14 protein-coding genes are annotated in these 15,207 nt (G+C 45.3%); 13 read left to right on the top strand and 1 reads right to left on the bottom strand.

Annotation, left to right across the window (positions count from 1 at the left end; all coding sequences use genetic code 11):
• Window positions 1-3,111 carry an LPXTG-anchored zinc carboxypeptidase gene (locus tag MK370_RS08755; protein WP_268684956.1) on the bottom strand — a complete coding sequence of 1,037 codons (3,111 nt, stop codon included), beginning with the start codon at window positions 3,109-3,111 and terminating at the stop codon, window positions 1-3.
• A gap of 255 nt (window positions 3,112-3,366) precedes the next feature.
• Here MK370_RS08755 and MK370_RS08750 point away from each other — a divergent pair, with 255 nt between their 5' ends.
• The 13 genes from MK370_RS08750 (at window position 3,367) to dnaK (ending at window position 15,116) form a co-directional block, all read left to right on the top strand.
• Window positions 3,367-3,633, top strand: coding sequence for an ACT domain-containing protein (locus MK370_RS08750; protein ID WP_002893729.1), 267 nt, complete (start codon window positions 3,367-3,369; stop codon window positions 3,631-3,633).
• 10 nt (window positions 3,634-3,643) lie between these two features.
• On the top strand, window positions 3,644-4,981 hold the full coding sequence (locus MK370_RS08745; protein ID WP_268684955.1) for a PFL family protein: 1,338 nt from the start codon (window positions 3,644-3,646) through the stop codon (window positions 4,979-4,981).
• A 132-nt stretch (window positions 4,982-5,113) separates the two neighbouring features.
• Window positions 5,114-6,010, top strand: coding sequence for a hypothetical protein (locus MK370_RS08740; protein WP_268684954.1), 897 nt, complete (start codon window positions 5,114-5,116; stop codon window positions 6,008-6,010).
• Between the two features lie 136 nt (window positions 6,011-6,146).
• The gene (locus tag MK370_RS08735) at window positions 6,147-6,848 is read left to right on the top strand and encodes a histidine phosphatase family protein (RefSeq protein ID WP_002902348.1); all 702 of its coding nucleotides are present in this window, start codon (window positions 6,147-6,149) and stop codon (window positions 6,846-6,848) included.
• A gap of 99 nt (window positions 6,849-6,947) precedes the next feature.
• A complete protein-coding gene (locus MK370_RS08730) occupies window positions 6,948-7,646 on the top strand; it encodes a histidine phosphatase family protein (protein ID WP_002914008.1) in 699 nt (232 codons plus the stop codon).
• A complete protein-coding gene (locus MK370_RS08725) occupies window positions 7,633-8,421 on the top strand; it encodes a M15 family metallopeptidase (RefSeq protein WP_002902349.1) in 789 nt (262 codons plus the stop codon). Before MK370_RS08730 ends, MK370_RS08725 begins: the two co-directional genes overlap by 14 nt.
• Window positions 8,422-8,640: 219 nt before the next feature.
• Window positions 8,641-8,964, top strand: a complete 324-nt coding sequence (locus MK370_RS08720; protein WP_002914007.1) for a PadR family transcriptional regulator — start codon at window positions 8,641-8,643, stop codon at window positions 8,962-8,964.
• Entirely contained in the window at window positions 8,964-9,536 is a 573-nt protein-coding gene (locus MK370_RS08715) for a DUF2812 domain-containing protein (protein WP_268684953.1), read from the top strand. The genes MK370_RS08720 and MK370_RS08715 overlap by 1 nt, the downstream gene beginning before the upstream one ends.
• A gap of 42 nt (window positions 9,537-9,578) precedes the next feature.
• A complete protein-coding gene (locus MK370_RS08710) occupies window positions 9,579-10,418 on the top strand; it encodes an ABC transporter ATP-binding protein (protein WP_268684952.1) in 840 nt (279 codons plus the stop codon).
• The gene (locus MK370_RS08705; RefSeq protein ID WP_268684951.1) at window positions 10,411-11,139 is read left to right on the top strand and encodes an ABC transporter permease; all 729 of its coding nucleotides are present in this window, start codon (window positions 10,411-10,413) and stop codon (window positions 11,137-11,139) included. Before MK370_RS08710 ends, MK370_RS08705 begins: the two co-directional genes overlap by 8 nt.
• A 163-nt stretch (window positions 11,140-11,302) precedes the next feature.
• Window positions 11,303-12,337, top strand: a complete 1,035-nt coding sequence (hrcA, locus tag MK370_RS08700; RefSeq protein ID WP_268684950.1) for a heat-inducible transcriptional repressor HrcA — start codon at window positions 11,303-11,305, stop codon at window positions 12,335-12,337.
• Between the two features lie 35 nt (window positions 12,338-12,372).
• Window positions 12,373-12,909 (top strand): nucleotide exchange factor GrpE, encoded by a 537-nt coding sequence (gene grpE, locus MK370_RS08695; RefSeq protein ID WP_268684949.1) that lies wholly within the window; start codon window positions 12,373-12,375, stop codon window positions 12,907-12,909.
• A 377-nt stretch (window positions 12,910-13,286) separates the two neighbouring features.
• Window positions 13,287-15,116 (top strand): molecular chaperone DnaK, encoded by a 1,830-nt coding sequence (gene dnaK / locus MK370_RS08690; protein WP_268684948.1) that lies wholly within the window; start codon window positions 13,287-13,289, stop codon window positions 15,114-15,116.
• The last annotated feature ends 91 nt before the right edge of the window (window positions 15,117-15,207 follow it).

The raw sequence follows: 15,207 nt of genomic DNA, 5'->3' as shown, positions 1-15,207 counted from the left end.
TTAGTCTTCCTTTTTCTTTAAGAGGAAGAGTCCAGCTGCTCCTGCAACCAGAAGTCCAGCTAGAGCGAAGCTAGCACTTGTTTCTTGGCTTCCGGTCTGCGGAAGAGTCTGACTCTTGTAGGTCAGAGCTACTGTCTGAGCCGGCGGATTGACAGTGGCAGGTGTCCAGTCAAGGACAGTCTGACTTGGCGCTTGGTAGGTTGGGTCAGGTGCCGCAGGACTTGGGAGGTCTGTCAGCTCAGCCAACTGGCTGCCAAAGATAGCATTGGAGATCCAGCGGTAGAAGTGAACAGGGTGAAGGCGGTTAGTCGGATTGCCGGCGTAGACAAAGAGAGGCTTCTCGTTATAGGTACCAGCAATGGCTACGACTTTGTTGGCCAGCTGTTCATTGCTAGGCCACCAGCCAGCTATATAGAAGTCGCTGCCAGCAATGCTGGCAAGAGTCCTAAAGTTGGCAGGAGTCTTGGCAATCCAGTTACCAGAGTTGGAGTAAAAGAGTCCATCCTTCTTGTAGCCGCTGGTCAGCGGGTCTTGGTCTTGGATGACAGCCTTCATCAAGCCTTCGTAGTCACTGCCGTTCTTGAAGCTCTCAGCGTCAAATCCATCTAAGATTCCTAGTTTTTCCAAGCGCTGCATAGCAGAGCCTCCGACGACGATGGTTGGCTTGAGTCCGACAAGAGACTTGTCATAGTTGTTGCTTTCAAGGACGATGACGTCAGCATCTTCTGGGCGTTCGACGATTTCAAAGCCCATATTCTTCAGAGCTAAGGCAGTATGAGCTGGTGCGTCCACACCTGCCCATGAAAATTGATGCGGTGGTGCGTAGACCTTGAGAGGCTTCAGAGTTGGTCCCTGTGGAATCTTATAGAGGGCATCACCGTAAATGGCATAGCGATCCAGAAGGCTAGTAAAGGTCGGAGTATCAACGATATAGCCGTCGTCTGTCAGATAGACCTTTTTGCCTTCTGCAAGCGCTTGATTGACGGCCTTAACGGCACTTTCAGACGTATTGGCAATGACGTAATAAGGCGCTTTATTGTCAACCTGGCTGGTACGGGCAGCACGGAGGGCTGTCACCTCTCCTAGCTTGCCTTCAAAGAGCTTATCACCAAAAACTGGTTGAGCTTTGAAGCCTTTCATATCAGGGAAATTGACGACTAACTCTGCATACATAGCTGCCCACTTAGATTCATCTGAGCCCTTGTAGAGGACATGATTGGCATAGCCACGCTTAGCTTGCGCCATATCGACAACCAAATCACCTTTTTTATAGTTGCCGCTGTCTTCTTTGAGTTCTTTGACAAGCACACCGTTGCGCTTGAAATAGTCAATCATATTAAAGGCTTCTTGGCTATCGTTATCTTTATCTAGCCCCATCGGGATGACATAGTAGTCTGGGAAGAATTTTTCCTGGCCTTTTTTAATCCGGCCTACAACCTGGCCATCTGGTCCGACGAGCTCATTTTCTGCCTTAGGATCTTCGATCTTATTAATACCACGCAGGTAGAAGTTGAGGCGCATTTCCATGAGCTTATCTGGGTTCTTAGCGAGATAGTCCAGACCGCCTAGGACTGCATAGTATCCAGCCTTGTAGGACTCTTGATTGCCCTCGGGAATTTCAATGGTATGTCCCAGAATGCCATGGTACATAGAATAAACCGCTGTGTAGCCGGAGAAGGAATCGTCCCATCCGTCTCCCCAGTCGAGTTTAGGAATGATGTATTTGTAGTAGCCAGAGTTGGCAACGCCGGCCCGCCCCATATGATGGGCATTGTCCAGCATGAGATCAGCTAAAAGGTCATATTCAAAGTTAGGATCATGCGGCGGTGTCGCTGGCTCAATCAGGAATTCCTTGACAAAGCCGTGGACATCGTAGAGAGCAATCGGATTCCATTTATTAATCAATCCAGCAACGGTGCGGGTTTCAGGATTGGCTTGGTAGCCAGTATCACGGTTAGGGTCAAGGCCATTGGCAAGAGCCCGAGTGTTGAGGACATCGCCGTCAGGGTTCTCCGTAAAGTCAAAGAGGAAGATAAACTTCTTCAGCAAGTCTTGGATGTTGAGAGTGACCATCTTTTCGGAGCCATCGGCAGCGGTTGTTTTGAAGCTGACTTGGTCTTTGGTCGCAAAGGTCTTAAATAGCCCTGTGATAATATCAATCCCAGGCTGTTCATCAGCGTGGGTATTGTTGATGAGGACAGGAAGTTTGTAGTCTAGGTTGCCATTTTTGAGGGCCGCCAGCATTTCAGCTGGTTTTGTCAAGGCCTGAGGATTGGTTTTACTGAGGTAGTCGTCAATGCTCTTTTGGTCGGAACTGATGATACCCAGCTTGATATCACGACCCTGAGCGCTCTTTCCAATGTTCTCAATCTGTACCAAGCGGTCCGTTTTAGCATCCTGTCTGCTCTTTTCGATAGACGCCAGCATTTCCTCATGGCTGTGGAAGTCTTCGTAAGGGCGCAAGATGATATTTTTACGAATGGTCAGTCCTAAGTCCTGACTCGTACCGACCAATTCATGGCTCCCGATAAAGTTTCGATAAGCCCGGCGGATATTGTGGGGAGAGCGCAGACTGAGATCGTCTCCGAAAAGTTTTTGAAACTGCAGATTCAGATGAAGGTCATTTCCGTCGGCTTTTTCCTCGATAGTGAGAAAGGGTTGGCCAGTAAAAGTGCCAGTGTCCATGTTCCAGGTTTTCCAGTCAGCAATCGGTTTATTATCCAGAGTCCAGGTCAGCTTGCCCGCCTGAGAGCCCTGTCCTTGGACTGTTTCCTTGAGCTCTGCAGGCTCGGACATATACACAGTGCTGTCAGCCAGCTGTGTCTTGGCTTCTTCAGAAGCAGCTGCTCTTGTTTGAGCTGCTGCAGAGACAGCTGGATTGTCCGCTACAGCAGCAGGAGCCTGCTCTTTTTCAGCTGTCGGATTAGGATCAGCGACCTGCGCGGCTTCTGTCGCAGGAGTAACAGCCTCTACCTGATTGGCGGTTGGCTGTGACTCAGTATTGTTCTGCTGGTCAGCCGCAGCCTTGCCCTGAGCCAAAACAGCCATCAACACAGCGGCTGATAAACTCAAAGCCTGAGTATAGAGACGCTTCTTGTATGAATCGTTCATTAGGAAATCTCCTTTGTGTAAAATATTCTATATTTAGTATAACAAATATCGAAAGCGCTTTCAAACAAAAATAGAAAAAACATACAAAGATGCCCCAAATAGTCTATCAGATGAATCGCTGAGCATAGGGGGATCTTCCTTGTTTCAAGTGCTATTTGCAATATCCGAATCTTCTGCCTTTATTTTCTGAAATAGTATACAAAATCCTCGAATTTATGCTACAATGAGACAAACTAAAAATGATTGGAGCCAAGCATGAAAGCAATTATTACCGTTGTCGGAAAAGATAAAACAGGGATTGTAGCCGGAGTTTCCACCAAGATTGCGGAACTGGGGCTGAATATTGACGATATTTCCCAAACCGTTTTGGAGGAATATTTTACCATGATGGCCTTGGTCTCAAGCGATGAAAAGCAAGATTTTACGGCCCTTCGCAACGAGTTTGAAGCTTTCGGCCAAGAGCTCAACGTTAAAATCAATATTCAAAGCGCAGCCATTTTTGATGCCATGTACAATATCTAAGGAGTGAAGGATGGATATTAGACAAGTAACAGAAACCATTGCCATGATTGAGGAGCAGAATTTTGATATTCGGACCATCACCATGGGCATTTCACTCTTGGACTGTATCGACACAGATATTGATCGGGCGGCGGAGAAGATTTACCAAAAAATCACGACCAAAGCGAAAGACCTGGTGGCGGTTGGGGATGAAATTTCTGCTGAGCTGGGAATTCCCATCGTCAATAAGCGGGTCTCCGTGACTCCTATTTCTCTGATTGGGGCAGCGACAGACAGCAGTGACTACGTGCCTCTGGCCAAGGCTTTAGACAAGGCAGCTAAGGAAATCGGTGTTGACTTTATCGGCGGTTTCTCTGCCTTGGTCCAAAAGGGCTATCAAAAAGGGGATGAAATCCTCATTAATTCCATTCCACGCGCTTTGGCAGAGACGGACAAGGTCTGTTCCTCTGTCAATATCGGCTCAACCAAGACCGGTATCAATATGACGGCGGTTGCGGATATGGGGCGTATTATTAAGGAAACTGCCCAGCTTTCTGACATGGGTGCGGCCAAGCTGGTCGTCTTTGCCAATGCGGTAGAGGACAATCCTTTCATGGCAGGCGCCTTCCATGGTGTTGGTGAAACAGATGTGGTCATCAATGTTGGTGTTTCTGGGCCTGGGGTTGTCAAGCGAGCCTTAGAAAAGGTACGTGGTGAGAGCTTTGACGTGGTGGCTGAAACGGTCAAGAAAACAGCCTTCAAAATCACTCGTATCGGTCAGTTGGTCGGTCAGATGGCCAGCGAGCGTCTGGGAGTCAAGTTCGGGATTGTTGACTTGAGTCTGGCTCCAACACCGGCAGTCGGAGACTCAGTAGCCCGTGTCTTGGAAGAAATGGGATTGGAAACAGTTGGCACTCATGGCACGACAGCGGCACTTGCCCTGCTCAATGACCAAGTTAAAAAAGGCGGTGTCATGGCTTGCAATCAGGTTGGCGGACTGTCTGGTGCTTTCATTCCTGTGTCAGAAGATGAGGGTATGATTGCGGCTGTGCAAAATGGCTCGCTCAATCTAGAAAAGTTAGAAGCTATGACAGCTATCTGCTCGGTAGGTTTGGATATGATTGCCATTCCAGAGGCGACACCGGCTGAAACCATCGCAGCCATGATTGCGGATGAAGCAGCGATTGGCGTTATCAATCAAAAGACGACAGCTGTGCGGATTATTCCAAAGGGCAAGGAAGGTGATATGATTGAATTTGGCGGGCTCTTGGGAACAGCTCCGGTCATGAAGGTCAATCAGGCTTCGTCAGCCGCCTTTATCGCGCGGGGTGGTCAAATTCCAGCGCCCATTCACAGCTTTAAAAATTAAAAAGCTAGATTTGAAACAGCTTTTAAGAAAGCATTATAAAGGACAGCTATTCAGTTTCCGAGTAGGAGTTTGTGGGATTGAATCTAGCTGGATGCTTGAAATGTAGGGGATTATAAGGAGATTGTTTAGGTTATGAATAAAAGAGAGCTAGCTGAGCTGGCCCTTGATTTAGGTTTGGATTTTGATAAAGAGAGCGGCATTATATATGGTCGTAGAAGGGATTATGCTTTTTATCTAGAGACCATAACGGATGGCGATGAATTTGCGATTTTCTTTTCAGTCAGATGTGAGCAGGGTTATATCGGTCGAGATACCTTGGAAGCTCTGATCAACGATTCCGAGGTCTTGATTGATTTTGAGAGAGCTGGCTATAGTCTGGCCTGTCAGATTTTGGCTGATCAGGATCGGGATCTGCTGCCGGATATTTTGGAGGAGGCTATCGAGGACTGCACCCGCTACTTTGAGGAGCAAGGGCTGGTTAGCGCCTGTGAGAAAACTGGTGAAACCGGAGATGTGGACTTGTATCAGTTCAAAGGAGACTGGCTCTTTCTCACGCCATCTAGCTATGAGCGAATGATTTCCATCTCACAGGATAAGGTGACAAAGCGCTCCCTTCCTCATCAAAGTCCGCAGAAAATACATTATTTTCTGGGGATTTTCGGAGCATTTTTGACTAGCTTGGTTGGTGCATGCCTCGTCTTCTTCCTGACAGGTGCCTCCTTGGCTATGGGCTTCATATCAGGTTTTACACTGCTATTTAGCATTGCTTGCTATGAAAAGTTTGTCAAAGGAATTTCTGTTTTAGGCATTGTGGCAAGTTTCTTTTTTACTTTAACGATGAGCTTTTTAGCTGTTCAAATCGGTTATGCTAATTCTTTTTATCAGGGGGAAGGCCATATTTTGCAAGCCGTTATCGCTATTAATAAAGCCGCTTTATCCGGACAGTTTGGTCTTAATTATTGGCTCCATTATCTGTACATTATTCTTGGGTGTGTCAGTGCCGTCAAAGTTCATATTAAGTCTCTATAGTTGATTAGATGCCGGCTTCACGGTGAGCCGCTGTCCATCATAGCGGAGAACTGACTTCTCCCTCTTCTTTATCCTAAAGAATTCGAAGGCCTTTTTCAAAATTTACTACAACAAACAAAAATAAAAGAGGTAAACTATGTCCAAAACAAGACTCTATGTTATCCGTCATGGCAAGACCATGTTTAATACTATCGGCCGGGCACAGGGCTGGTCTGATACGCCGCTGACTGCCGAAGGCGAGCGCGGTATTCGTGAGCTGGGTATCGGATTGCGAGAGTCTGGCTTGCCTTTTATCAAGGCTTTTTCCAGTGATAGCGGCAGGACCATTCAGACCATGGGGATTATCCTAGAGGAGCTGGGTTTGACTGGCCAGATTCCCTATCGCTATGACAAGCGCATCCGGGAGTGGTGTTTCGGAAGTTTTGATGGTGCCTATGGGGGTGAGCTCTTTCATGGCGTTATCCCACGAGTTCTTGAGACAGATAATTACAAAGAGCTCAGTTGGCCGGATTTGGCGAATGGTCTGGTAGAAGTGGATTCGGCTGGCTGGGCTGAGCCTTGGGACAAGCTTAGCGGTCGGATTTTAGAAGGATTTGAAGCCATTGCTAGAGAGGTGGAGTCCTCTGGCGGTGGCAATGCTCTGGTCGTCAGCCACAGCATGACCATTGGTACTTTGGCTTATCTGGTTGATGAGAATATCACGAAAAATCCTAATGTCGACAATGGCAGTGTCACAGTGTTGGAGTATGAAAATGGTCGCTTCAGCATTCAAGCTCTGGGCGATGTGTCTTACCGTCAGATCGGCGCAGCTATATTGGACCGAGAAAATCAAGAATGAGCGGGAGTTTTGAGACTCCTGCTTTTTGCTTTGAAAGCCAGATGGCGCCAATTTCTTCATAAAATGGTATAATGTGAAAAGAACAACGGAGGAAATGAAATGGCAAAAACAAGATTATACTTGGTTCGTCATGGCAAAACCATGTTTAATACTATCGGTCGAGCTCAAGGCTGGTCTGATACCCCTTTGACTGAAGTTGGGGAACGTGGCATTCATGAGTTGGGCATTGGCTTGAGAGAAGCTGGACTTGATTTCAAATTGGCCCGCTCCAGCGACAGCGGCCGGACTATTCAGACCATGGGCATTATTCTAGAGGAACTGGGCCTGACAGATCAGATTCCTTATACCTTTGACAAACGGATTCGCGAATGGTGCTTTGGCAGTTTTGATGGTGGTTATGATGGAGAGCTCTTTATGGGTGTGATGCCCCGGGTTTTCAATATTGAGCATGTTCATCAGCTTAGCTATGCTGAGTTGGCAGAAGGCCTTGTAGAAGTCGATACAGCAGGCTGGGCAGAAAATTGGGAAAAGCTTAGCGGCCGAATTTGGGAAGGCTTTTCAGCCATAGCTGAGGAGTTGGAAGCTACTGGTGGTGGCAATGCTCTTGTAGTCAGCCACGGCATGACCATCGGAACCTTTGTCTATCTAATCAATCGAACTCGGCCTCATGGTTTGGACAATGGCAGTGTGACGGTTGTAGACTATGAAGACGGTAAATTCACAGTAGCTTGCGTCGGAGACATGTCTTATCGAGAGGCCGGTGCCAAAGTAATGGAGGAAGAAGTTGAAGCGCGCTAAACATCGCAAAGAAAAGAGAAAATCGAAGTCTAAGAAGATTGGGTTAACGTTTTTATTGTTAATCGTCTTGTGTCTAGTAGCTGGAGGGACGGTGATTTATTTCCGTCCGTCCTTGTTACAAGATCTGCTTGCAAAGATTCAGTTTTCGGGTTCATCTAGCAGTTCTGCTACGAAAGGCTCTTCTGGCTCAGAGAGCTCGCAGTCTGATTTGCCCAAGGTTTCTTCTACTGATTGGAATTTGATATTGGTCAATCGAGACAACCAGCAAGAAGAAAAGACACCTGAACTGACTCAGATTGGAGAGGTGCAGGTGGACAGCCGCATTGCTGAAAATACTCGGCAATTCCTAGCAGCAGCCCAGGCGATAGCTCCTGAAGAAACTCTAATCTCTGGCTATCGCAGCCGAGCGGAGCAGGAGGAGCTCTATAACGAAAAAGTTGCTGGGGAAGTCGCCAAAGGCTTGTCAAATGAAGAAGCAGTCAGCATCGTGCTGAAGCAGGTGCAGCTTCCAGGAGCCAGCGAGCATCAAACGGGCTTGGCTATTGATATGAGCGCACCAGAAGGTCAGGAGGATGAATTGGCTGCCAAGATTGCGGAGCTAGCTCCCCAGTATGGTTTTGTCCTTCGCTATCCGGATGGCAAGAGTGATATTACCGGAGTTGACTTTGAGAATTGGCATTACCGCTATGTCGGTGTGGAGAATGCCCAGTATATGCAGAAGCACAATCTGGTTCTGGAAGAATACATCGCCCTGCTCAAGGAAGCAGGAAAATAAATAAGTAAGTCAGGTGTTCCTGGCTTTTTTTATGCTGATTTATCAGGATGCAGGTCTCTAATCCTTTTAGCTTCTGATCAAATCAGCTGCAAGTATTGATAGATAAAAATGAATTACTTTTTGTAAAAAAATATTTATAAATCCTTGACAACTATATCGAACTGCGATATAATTTTTATATCAAGGTTCGATATATCGAGGTGAAAGTGAGATAAAAAGATGAGTGGACTGACAGAAAAGCTTAGGAGAGTCTATGTGCCAATGACAGAGACAGGTTTTTATATCCTCTTCTGTCTTCAGAAAGAAAGGCATGGCTACAGTATTACTCAAAAAGTCAAGGATCTGACAGAAGGACAGCTATCTATCAGCCCTGGAACCATGTACGGAACCTTGGCAAAGATGGGAAAAGATGGTCTGATTGCCTTTGTTCGTGAGGAAGAAAAGAGAAAGCTCTATTCTATCACGGAGCTTGGGAAGCAGATTTTAGAGTTGGAAATCCAGCGGATTGAGCGCCTTTACCGCAATAGTAAGGAGGAAGTTTGATGGAAAAGAAAATTGTCTATAAAATCTTTACCATTGCAGACTATGACAGAGAAGCAGCTTATTTTAAACAAATGCACAGCCAAGGCTGGAAATTGAAAAAAGTAAGTTATTCTCCCTTTCTTGTTGCGGTTCGTTATACATTTGAATCCTGTCCGCCTCAGGACGTGGCCTATCAATTAGATTTTCGCCCCATAAAGAAGGCGGAGCAAGAATCCTATTATCAACTGTTTGAGGATTGTGGCTGGGAGCATATTGCAAACTTTAATCAATTTTCTTATTTCCGCAAGCCGTTTTCTCAGCTTGATGCAGACAGCGATCTTGAAATCTATAATGACGCATGGTCTAAGCTAGAAATGGTCAAGCGTTTACTTGTATGGCGGTTTTTACCAGCCATCATGGTTTTGTGTGTCACTACCTATCTCCTTCTAGATATTTTCAAGAAGAGTTTGAAAGCAAGTCTATTATTCAAATCAATCTTAGCAATAGACTGTGTCATATTGCTCATTCTATTTTGCCAACTGGTTCATATTGCCTTGCGTTTTTGGAAAATGAGGCAGGAACTGAAAGACTGATTGCAGTTTTGTTAAATACTGTTGTGAAAGCGAGGAAAAACAATGAAAAAGACCATTATTGAAGTGCAAGGCTTGAAAAAGAAATTCAAGGAACAAGAAGCCTTGGCAGGAATCGATTTTTCCATCCGAGAGGGAGAAATTTTTGGCTTCCTAGGACCATCTGGATCTGGTAAAACGACGACTATCAATATCTTGACTGGTCAGTTGTCTGCAGGTGCTGGGACAGCTCAGGTGCTGTCTGCACCGGTTGAGGATTTAAAGACAGAAGTCCTAGAGCAGATTGGGATTGTCAGCGATGGTAGTGGTTTTTATGAAAAGATGTCACTTTATAAAAATCTCAAAGCCTATGCCATGCTCTTTGGGGTTAAGATGACAGAAGTCGATGAACTTCTCCGAAAAGTGGGACTCTATGATAGCCGCAACAAGGTGGCGGAAAAACTATCTACCGGTATGAAGCAGCGCATGTTACTGGTACGAGCCTTGATTAATCGACCTAAACTGCTCTTCTTGGATGAGCCAACCAGTGGTTTGGATCCGTCAACCTCTCGCACCATTCATGAACTGCTGCTGGAACTAAAAGCGCAGGGGACAACTATTTTTCTGACGACGCATGATATGCAGGAAGCTACTCTTTTGTGTGATCGCCTGGCCTTGCTCAGTAAAGGAAAATTAGTCGAAGTGGGCAGTCCGCATGAGATAATCCAAAAGTACAATACAGATAAGAAGGTTCGTTTAGAATATGTAGATTTGACAACGAAGACGGTAGCCTTTGAGGAATTGCAAGGAGGCTTGGATTTGTCCAATGTTATCAGTATTCATTCCTGCGAACCAACTTTAGAAGATGTTTTCATCACGTTGACAGGAGGTACCTTAAATGTCTAATAAATTAAAAGGTATGATTTGGCTGAGAGGTCAAGTGACGCTAGCTAATAAAAGTATTCTATTGCAGGTTTTTATGCCGATTTTCCTCATTTTTCTCTATAAATTTATTTTTTCTCTGAATGGAGCGGAGCAGGAAATTGGAGGAGAAAAGCTAGCTATTTTGTTACTGAATATTTCTTTACCTTTTTCTCTAGCCATGTCAGTTGGGACACCCATTATTATCATCTTAGCTGAGGAAAGAGAGAAACATAATTTGCAAAGTTTGCGCTTGGCTGGTGTGACAGCTGGTCAATACATTCTCTCTGCTTTAATCTGGCCTGCGATTATTGGGATTTTTTATATCGTTATTACCCCAATTTTGGTAGGAGCTAAGCTTTCTAATCATGTATTTAGCTATGGTTTGGTTCTCTTGTTGACCATGCTGGTCTTAATTTTCTTCTTTTTAATGGTTGGTCTTTTTTGTAAAAATCAGGTCATGGCACAATCTCTTAGTGTTCCAGCCATGCTCTTGGCGGCATTTATTCCTATGTTTTCAAATATGAGCGAGGATTTATTTAAGGTGCTGCGTTATAGTTTTATGGGCCTCTTTACTAGCTATATGAGAGATTGGTCTCATTTCCATTTATGGAGCGGAGAATTTTTGGCTCTGCTAGTTTGGTTGTTTCTTTTTGCAGGAATTTCTTTCTATTTGATGCGCTATTTGCAAACCCTGGAGGATTAATCTAGGTCGCTAGACTGATTTTTAGCACTCTTGTAAAAAGAGTGCTAATTTTTTGAGTTTTTGTCTTGACTTTGGTGTGGAAGAGTGTATAATAGAATCATGAGTTAGCACTCGAGATGATTGAGTGCTAATCGACAGCAGAATCTTGATTGGAGGTGATGCCGTGGTCACGGAGCGTCAAAATGAGATTTTGAATTTGATTATTGATATCTTTACCAAGACTCACGAGCCGGTCGGATCCAAAGCCCTGCAGGATTCCATCAATTCCAGCAGTGCCACTATCCGAAATGATATGGCGGCTTTGGAAAAGCAGGGGCTTCTGGAAAAGGCGCATACGTCCAGCGGCCGTAAGCCTAGTGTGGCTGGTTTTCAATACTTTGTCAAGCATTCTCTGTCCTTTGATCGTCTCGCTGAGAATGAACTCTATGAGGTTATCAAAGCCTTTGATCATGAGTTTTTCAACTTGGAGGACATTCTTCAACAGGCAGCGGATCTTTTGACCAAGCTCAGTGGATGCACGGTTGTTGCACTGGATGTAGAACCCAGTCGGCAGCGCTTGACAGCTTTTGATATCGTTGTGCTCAGTCAGCACACGGCTCTGGCAGTCTTCACTCTGGATGAGTCCAATACCATCACCAGTCAGTTTATGATTCCGCGCAACTTCCTAAGAGAAGACTTGGACAGGCTTAAAGGCTTGGTAAGGGAGCGGTTCTTGGGACAGACAGTGCTGGACATCCATTACAAGATTCGGACGGAAATTCCGCAGATTATCCAGCGCTATTTCACCACGACAGACAATGTCATCCAGCTCTTTGAGCATATCTTTGGTGATATTTTCAAGGAAAATGTGATTCTGTCTGGCAAGGTTCAGCTCTTGGAATTTTCAGATCTGTCTGCTTATCAGTTTTTTGATGACCCGCAGAAAGTAGCCTTTGAAATTCGCGATAGTTTGACCGAGGATCAGATGCAAAGCGTGCGCGTGGCAGACAGTAGAGAAAGCTGTTTGGCTGATTTGACGCTGATTTCCAGCAAATTCTTGATTCCTTATCGAGGATTTGGAGTGCTGGCAGTTGTCGGTCCGGTCAATCTTGACTATCAACGGCTGATCAGTCAGATGAATGTTGTCAACCGCGTGCTGACCATGAAACTGACCGACTTCTATCGCTATCTGAGCAGCAATCACTACGAAGTCCATTAAATATAGTATAAATATTCCTAAAGAGGAGGTGCCTTGTGGCAAAGCATAAACAAGAAGAACATCCAGAAGATGTAGAAGTAAAAGAGGAAGTTGTAGAAACAGCTGAGCAAGCTGAATCAGCTAGCCCTGAAAAATCAGAATTAGAATTAGCCAATGAGCGAGCAGAAGATTTCGAAAACAAATATCTCCGTGCTCATGCAGAAATGCAAAACATCCAGCGCCGAGCAAATGAAGAACGCCAGCAGCTGCAAAGATACCGCAGTCAGGATCTGGCAAAAGCTATTTTGCCTTCGATAGATAATCTGGAGCGCGCGCTTGCCGTTGAAGGTCTGACAGATGATGTCAAAAAAGGACTGGAAATGGTGCAGGAAAGCTTGATTCATGCTCTCAAAGAAGAGGGTATCGAAGAAATCTCAGCTGACGGAGCTTTTGACCATAACTATCACATGGCCATTCAAACCGTTCCAGCTGACGATGAGCACCCAGCTGACACCATCGCACAAGTCTTCCAAAAAGGCTACAAACTTCATGACCGTATCCTTAGACCGGCTATGGTGGTAGTTTATAACTAGGAGGTAAGTCAGAAATCTTTGATTTCGTTGACGCACCCCCGCAAGGGTGATTAGGCTGGTCACGAGCGTTTGCGAAGTGAACTGCCAATCAGCTACTGAGTATAATTTCGACTTCTCGTGTCATAACTTACATAATAGAAAACTTGTCCGAAACGACAATAAACTATGAAAGAAAGATTAAAATTGGTTTAGTTTTGCAATAGTGAGCGAAGCGAACCAAAGACGATACTCTTCGCCGTGGCGCTATTCGCGCAAACTTTGAGACCTTAGGCTCAAAGTTTAGTCAAAGAGATTGATAAAGTCAAGCTCTGACGGCGCCGCCACCTAAGAAGAGTATCAAAAAGAAAATAGAATATAAAATTTAAGGAGAAAAACACATGTCTAAAATTATTGGTATTGACTTAGGTACAACAAACTCAGCAGTTGCAGTTCTTGAAGGAACTGAAAGCAAAATCATCGCAAATCCAGAAGGGAATCGTACAACACCATCTGTAGTGTCATTCAAAAATGGTGAAATCATCGTTGGTGATGCGGCAAAACGTCAAGCAGTGACAAACCCAGATACAATCATTTCCATCAAGTCAAAAATGGGAACATCTGAAAAAGTAGCTGCTAACGGCAAAGAATACACTCCGCAAGAAATCTCAGCTATGATTCTGCAATACTTGAAAGGCTATGCAGAAGAATACCTTGGTGAAAAAGTAAGCAAAGCAGTTATCACAGTACCAGCTTACTTTAACGATGCACAACGTCAAGCGACTAAAGACGCTGGTAAAATCGCTGGTCTTGAAGTAGAACGTATCGTCAACGAACCAACTGCAGCAGCCCTTGCTTACGGCCTTGACAAACAAGATAAAGAAGAAAAGATCTTGGTATTTGACTTGGGTGGCGGTACCTTCGACGTTTCAATCCTTGAGTTGGGTGATGGCGTCTTTGATGTACTGGCAACTGCAGGTGACAACAAACTTGGTGGTGACGACTTTGACCAAAAGATTATCGACCACATGGTGGCTGAGTTCAAGAAAGAGAACGGCATCGACTTGTCAAATGACAAGATGGCGCTTCAACGTTTGAAAGATGCAGCTGAAAAGGCTAAGAAAGACCTTTCAGGTGTGACTTCTACTCAAATCAGCTTGCCGTTTATCACAGCTGGCGACGCTGGACCTCTCCACTTGGAAATGACCCTGACTCGTGCTAAATTCGACGATTTGACTCGTGACTTGGTAGAGAGCACTAAAGAACCAGTTCGTCGTGCTCTTTCTGACGCAGGTTTGAGCTTGTCAGAAATCGACGAAGTAATCTTGGTTGGTGGTTCAACTCGTATTCCGGCAGTTGTGGAAGCTGTTAAAGCTGAAACTGGTAAAGAACCAAACAAATCTGTGAATCCTGACGAAGTCGTTGCTATGGGTGCTGCTATCCAAGGTGGTGTTATCACTGGTGATGTCAAAGATGTTGTCCTTCTTGACGTAACACCATTGTCACTTGGTATCGAAACAATGGGTGGCGTCTTCACTAAGCTGATTGACCGCAACACAACGATTCCAACTTCTAAATCACAAGTCTTCTCTACAGCAGCGGACAACCAACCAGCCGTTGATATCCATGTTCTTCAAGGTGAACGCCCAATGGCAGCGGATAACAAGACTCTGGGACGCTTCCAATTGACAGATATCCCAGCTGCTCCTCGTGGAATCCCTCAAATCGAAGTAACATTTGACATCGACAAGAACGGTATCGTATCTGTTAAGGCTAAAGACCTTGGAACTCAAAAAGAACAACATATTGTCATCCAATCTAACAGCGGCCTGACTGATGAAGAAATCGACCGCATGATGAAGGATGCAGAAGCGAATGCTGAAGCAGATAAGAAACGTAAAGAAGAAGTTGACCTTCGTAACGAAGTTGACCAAGCTATCTTTGCGACTGAAAAAACTATCAAGGAAACTGAAGGCAAAGGCTTTGATGCAGAGCGTGACGCTGCCCAAGCTGCTCTTGATGAGCTTAAGAAAGCGCAAGAAGATAATAACTTGGACGACATGAAAGCGAAATTGGAAGCTCTTAACGAAAAAGCTCAAGCACTGGCAGTGAAACTCTACGAACAAGCTGCTGCAGCTCAGCAAGCCCAAGCGGGAGCAGAAGGCGCTGAAAACGCAGGCTCAACTAAAGCAGACGACGATGTCGTAGACGGAGAGTTTACTGAGAAATAGGCGGTGAGACAGAACTAAAAATTGAAAGTTTTTAGTTCGCAGTCTAACCCCCGCGAGGATGATTAGGATTTTTGGGAGTCTGAAAGACGAA

This window comes from Streptococcus sanguinis, from assembly GCF_026781265.1.
GTDB classification, from domain to species: domain Bacteria; phylum Bacillota; class Bacilli; order Lactobacillales; family Streptococcaceae; genus Streptococcus; species Streptococcus sanguinis_T.
Note: the sequence above shows the minus strand (reverse complement) of the source record. Positions and strands in the feature narration are given on the sequence as shown.

What these genes read in the sequence shown, in the direction of transcription:
- MK370_RS08755 (WP_268684956.1), bottom strand. Translation starts at nt 3,111, where the DNA reads ATGAACGATTCATACAAGAAGCGTCTCTATACTCAGGCTTTGAGTTTA.
- MK370_RS08750 (WP_002893729.1), top strand. Translation starts at nt 3,367, where the DNA reads ATGAAAGCAATTATTACCGTTGTCGGAAAAGATAAAACAGGGATTGTA.
- MK370_RS08745 (WP_268684955.1), top strand. Translation starts at nt 3,644, where the DNA reads ATGGATATTAGACAAGTAACAGAAACCATTGCCATGATTGAGGAGCAG.
- MK370_RS08740 (WP_268684954.1), top strand. Translation starts at nt 5,114, where the DNA reads ATGAATAAAAGAGAGCTAGCTGAGCTGGCCCTTGATTTAGGTTTGGAT.
- MK370_RS08735 (WP_002902348.1), top strand. Translation starts at nt 6,147, where the DNA reads ATGTCCAAAACAAGACTCTATGTTATCCGTCATGGCAAGACCATGTTT.
- MK370_RS08730 (WP_002914008.1), top strand. Translation starts at nt 6,948, where the DNA reads ATGGCAAAAACAAGATTATACTTGGTTCGTCATGGCAAAACCATGTTT.
- MK370_RS08720 (WP_002914007.1), top strand. Translation starts at nt 8,641, where the DNA reads ATGAGTGGACTGACAGAAAAGCTTAGGAGAGTCTATGTGCCAATGACA.
- MK370_RS08715 (WP_268684953.1), top strand. Translation starts at nt 8,964, where the DNA reads ATGGAAAAGAAAATTGTCTATAAAATCTTTACCATTGCAGACTATGAC.
- MK370_RS08710 (WP_268684952.1), top strand. Translation starts at nt 9,579, where the DNA reads ATGAAAAAGACCATTATTGAAGTGCAAGGCTTGAAAAAGAAATTCAAG.
- MK370_RS08705 (WP_268684951.1), top strand. Translation starts at nt 10,411, where the DNA reads ATGTCTAATAAATTAAAAGGTATGATTTGGCTGAGAGGTCAAGTGACG.
- dnaK (WP_268684948.1), top strand. Translation starts at nt 13,287, where the DNA reads ATGTCTAAAATTATTGGTATTGACTTAGGTACAACAAACTCAGCAGTT.